5 protein-coding genes are annotated in these 3,645 nt (G+C 65.0%); all 5 read left to right on the top strand.

Features of this window, described 5'->3' with window-relative positions:
• On the top strand, positions 1 to 695 hold a 695-nt coding region (locus RHOFW104R8_RS11030; RefSeq protein WP_235605142.1), incomplete at its 5' end, for a DUF4136 domain-containing protein.
• Between the two features lie 215 nt (positions 696 to 910).
• A complete protein-coding gene (locus RHOFW104R8_RS11025) occupies positions 911 to 1,366 on the top strand; it encodes a GFA family protein (protein WP_068094695.1) in 456 nt (151 codons plus the stop codon).
• A 146-nt stretch (positions 1,367 to 1,512) separates the two neighbouring features.
• Entirely contained in the window at positions 1,513 to 1,995 is a 483-nt protein-coding gene (locus tag RHOFW104R8_RS11020; RefSeq protein ID WP_068094694.1) for an NUDIX pyrophosphatase, read from the top strand.
• A 219-nt stretch (positions 1,996 to 2,214) separates the two neighbouring features.
• Positions 2,215 to 2,694, top strand: a complete 480-nt coding sequence (locus RHOFW104R8_RS11015) for a VOC family protein (protein ID WP_068094690.1) — start codon at positions 2,215 to 2,217, stop codon at positions 2,692 to 2,694.
• Between the two features lie 96 nt (positions 2,695 to 2,790).
• The gene (locus tag RHOFW104R8_RS11010) at positions 2,791 to 3,444 is read left to right on the top strand and encodes a glutathione S-transferase family protein (RefSeq protein WP_068094687.1); all 654 of its coding nucleotides are present in this window, start codon (positions 2,791 to 2,793) and stop codon (positions 3,442 to 3,444) included.
• The last annotated feature ends 201 nt before the right edge of the window (positions 3,445 to 3,645 follow it).

The following is a 3,645-nucleotide window of genomic DNA, read 5'->3' as shown; positions in this document are numbered from 1 at the left end:
TGGCTGACCGATCAGGCCAAACAAGCCAGCTCATGACCTCGGTTATGGGGTGCGGAATTCGAGGGCAAGGTCATTCATCCATCGAAACAGGGAAAGAGGGGAATTTGATGTTGAAGCGTACGCTGTTTGCAGCGCTGCTTGTCGTGTCCGGCAGTGCCATGGCCTCGAAGGCCTTGAACAATATCCCACTCGTGTGGTCGCCGACGCAGAGCTTCGCGGAGTTCGGCGCGATCGACCTCAACGGCATTGGCAACGTGAAAGTGCAGTTGAACAATTTCACCGATGCACGCAAGAACCCAGCACTGATCGCCGAGAACCACGAGAAGAACCCGGTGCGCCAGGTCACCACGAAAGACAACGTGGCCAGCTTCGTGACCGATCACGTGAAGGAGACCTTCGGCAAGGCCGGGCTCACCGTAGTCCCCGACGGTGGCGACGTGATCGTGTCGGGCGAGATCCGCGACTTCTTCGTCAACGAGACCGACCAGTATGTCGGCAACGCCACGGTGTACGTCACGATCGCCAATGCCTCGGGCAAGGTGTTGTGGCAAGGCATCGCCGGCGGCGGCGCGACCAATTTCGGCCGCTCCTACAAGGCGGACAACTACTATGAAACGCTGTCCAACGCGGTGCTGAAGCTCAGCAACAGCCTGCTCAACAGCCCGGGCTTCCACGGCGCATTGCAATCGCATTGATGCAATCGCACGAGGCGTCCCGAAGTGCCAGCCGCCAGGTGGCGGCTGGCACTTCGGGATGAACGGGCCGCCATTTCGCCGCCGAGGATGAATCAGCCCTACAGCAGCGGCTTGTGCGGCAGTTCTTCCTCGCGTATGGCGGCATGCCGGCCGAGCAATGCGGGACAATCCATCCGGGATTGCCACGCATCCATGTCCAGACGAGGAACCCACCCATGCCCTATCCACGACAGCTCCCCGCCACCGGCACGTGCCGCTGCGGCCGCGTGCGTTTGCGCGTCACCAAGCCGGCCATGCTCACCATGGCGTGCCACTGCCACGGCTGCCAGAAGATGACCGGCAGTGCGTTTTCGCTGTCGCTGGCGATGCCCGCCGACGGCGTGGAGGTGATCGAGGGCGAACTCGTTCGCGGCGGCCTGCAGGGAGAGCACACCCACCTGTACTGCGCGTTCTGCAAGTCGTGGGTGATGACCCGCCCGGCGGGCATCGACTGGCTGGTCAACCTGCGCGCCTCGGTGCTCGATCCGCACGCGGACTTCGTGCCGTTCATCGAAACCTGCACCGACGCCCGGCTCCCCTGGGCATCGACCCCGGCAAAGCACAGCTACGCCGGCTTCCCGGCAATGGAGGAGTACCAGCCGCTGGTCGAGGCCTTCGCGGCCGAGGCTTGATCGAGCCCACCAACCCAGGCGACTTCCTGCACGCCCGGCCGGGACATCAAGCGAAATCCGCACCAGCTCCAGAGTACAGTTTCAGGGAAAGCCGCCCCCGACTCCGGTTGTGCCGCTGCCATCCCGCTTTGCCACTGGTAACAAAGATGCCGGACCTTCCCCTGCGTTGCTCCATGGTCTCGGTGGTGGTCGTCCGTGGCGCCGGCGAGGACGCCCGCACGCTGCTCGTGCACCGTGCCGGGGCGCACCTGCACGGGCTGTGGACCTACGTGGCCGGCCACCTCAAGCCCGGCGAAAAAGCCTGGCAGGCGGCCCTGCGCGAACTGCGCGAGGAAACCGGCCTGCGCGCCGCCGCCCTGTATTCGGCCGACCGCTGCGAAACCTTCTACGACGTGCGCGACGAGTGTCTCGCCTTCGTGCCGGCCTTCGTCGCCTTCGTGGATGCCGGTGCCAAGGTATGCCTCAACCACGAGCACGACGACCACGCGTGGGTGCCGTTCGCCGAAGCCATCGCGCGGCTCCCCTTCGGCGGGCAACGCGATGTATTCGCCGACGTCCATCGGGAGTTCGTGTTGCGGCCACCGCCGGATGCGCTGCGCATGCCCGTTGACCTGGCCTGGCCGGAATAAACGAACCCGACACTTGGGTTCAGGCGAACGCACCTCTACGGCGGCACCCGGCTGGCCCGCCCAGGCCCGATGCGCCCCAGGCAAGGAACTCCGGCCCGCTCCTTTCGTCCCGGCATCGTGGACCGACGCGTGGTCGTGGCGGCGTGTCGATCTGCGCGCTCACCATTCGTCGATAGAGCATGAAGGGCATCCTCGCCGCCCTGAACCAGGAGAACCCGCATGGTCAGCAAGAACACGATTTGCCTTTGGTATGACGGCACCGCCCTGGACGCCGCGACGTTCTACGCCAGGACGTTCCCGGATAGCACGGTGGGCGCGGTCCATCGCGCGCCGGGCGACTATCCCGCCGGCAAGCAGGGCGACGTGCTGATGGTCGAGTTCACGGTCATGGGCATCCCCTGCCTGGGCATGAACGGCGGCCCCGGGGTCCCGCACACCCATGCGTTTTCGTTCCAGGTGGCGACCGACGACCAGGCCGAAACCGACCGCCTGTGGAACGCGATCATCGGCCACGGCGGCCAGGCCAGCGAATGCGGCTGGTGCAAGGACAAGTGGGGCCTGTCGTGGCAGATCACCCCGCGCGCCCTGACGGCCGCGGTCACCGACCCGGATCCCGCCGCGGCCAAGCGCGCGTTCGAGGCGATGATGGGAATGACGAAGATCGACATCGCCGCGATCGAGGCGGCGCGGCGCGGCTGACGCTTGCAGCTGTCAGCCGCGGTAGCCAAGCCAGGGACAGGGCGCCTACTCCGCCCCTGTTTACCCAGGCGTCATGCCATCACCTGGAGCCTTCCCATGACCCCCACCATCACCGCCTTTGAAAGTTCACCCGATCGCGGCAAGGGACTCGCGCGCGACATGCGCGTCCGCTGGGCACTGGAAGAGGTGGGCCAGCCTTACGAGGTTCGCCTTGTGTCGTTCAGTGCGATGAAGGAACCCGCGCATCGGGCGCTGCATCCCTTCGGGCAGATTCCCACCTATGAAGAAGGCGACCTCGCCCTGTTCGAATCGGGGGCCATCGTGTTCCATATCGCCGAGCGCCATGCGGGCCTGCTGCCGGAAGATGCCGATGCCCGGGCGCGCGCTATCACATGGATGTTCGCCGCGCTCAACACGGTGGAGGCACCCATCATCGAACTGCAAACCGCCAAGTTCGCGGAAGGCGACAAACCCTGGACCGCGGAACGCCTGCCCTTGATCAAGGATCGCATCCGCAAGCGGCTGGGCGAACTTTCCGACCGCCTCGGCGATGCCGACTGGCTCGACGGCGCATTCAGCGCAGGCGACCTCTTGATGGTGCATGCACTGCTCCGGCTGAAGCCCTCGGGCATGCTGGACGAATACCCGAACCTCGCCGCCTACGTCGCACGTGGCGAAGCGCGACCTGCCTACAAGCGCGCTTTCGCTGCGCAGTTGGCGGTGTTTACTGGCAAGGCACCGACCGGCTGATAGAGACCCGCTCCGGGTCGCAAAACCGGGGGTAGAGTCGACTTTTCAAGGCGTCGGCCTTAAAGAGAAAGAATGGCGTCACCATTTCGCTCGGCAACTTCAACCCACGCTCCTTCAAACAGGGTCTGACCTTGCCCTCGAATTCCGCACCCCATAACCGAGGTCATGAGCTGGCTTGTTTGGCCTGATCGGTCAGCCAGT

Source organism: Rhodanobacter sp. FW104-R8 (assembly GCF_001617365.1).
Taxonomy (GTDB): domain Bacteria; phylum Pseudomonadota; class Gammaproteobacteria; order Xanthomonadales; family Rhodanobacteraceae; genus Rhodanobacter.
This window is presented reverse-complemented; position numbering and strand designations above follow the sequence as displayed.

Excerpts from the sequence above, each read along its gene's own strand:
- RHOFW104R8_RS11025 (WP_068094695.1), top strand. The coding sequence starts at position 911 with ATGCCCTATCCACGACAGCTCCCCGCCACCGGCACGTGCCGCTGCGGC.
- RHOFW104R8_RS11020 (WP_068094694.1), top strand. The coding sequence starts at position 1,513 with ATGCCGGACCTTCCCCTGCGTTGCTCCATGGTCTCGGTGGTGGTCGTC.
- RHOFW104R8_RS11015 (WP_068094690.1), top strand. The coding sequence starts at position 2,215 with ATGGTCAGCAAGAACACGATTTGCCTTTGGTATGACGGCACCGCCCTG.
- RHOFW104R8_RS11010 (WP_068094687.1), top strand. The coding sequence starts at position 2,791 with ATGACCCCCACCATCACCGCCTTTGAAAGTTCACCCGATCGCGGCAAG.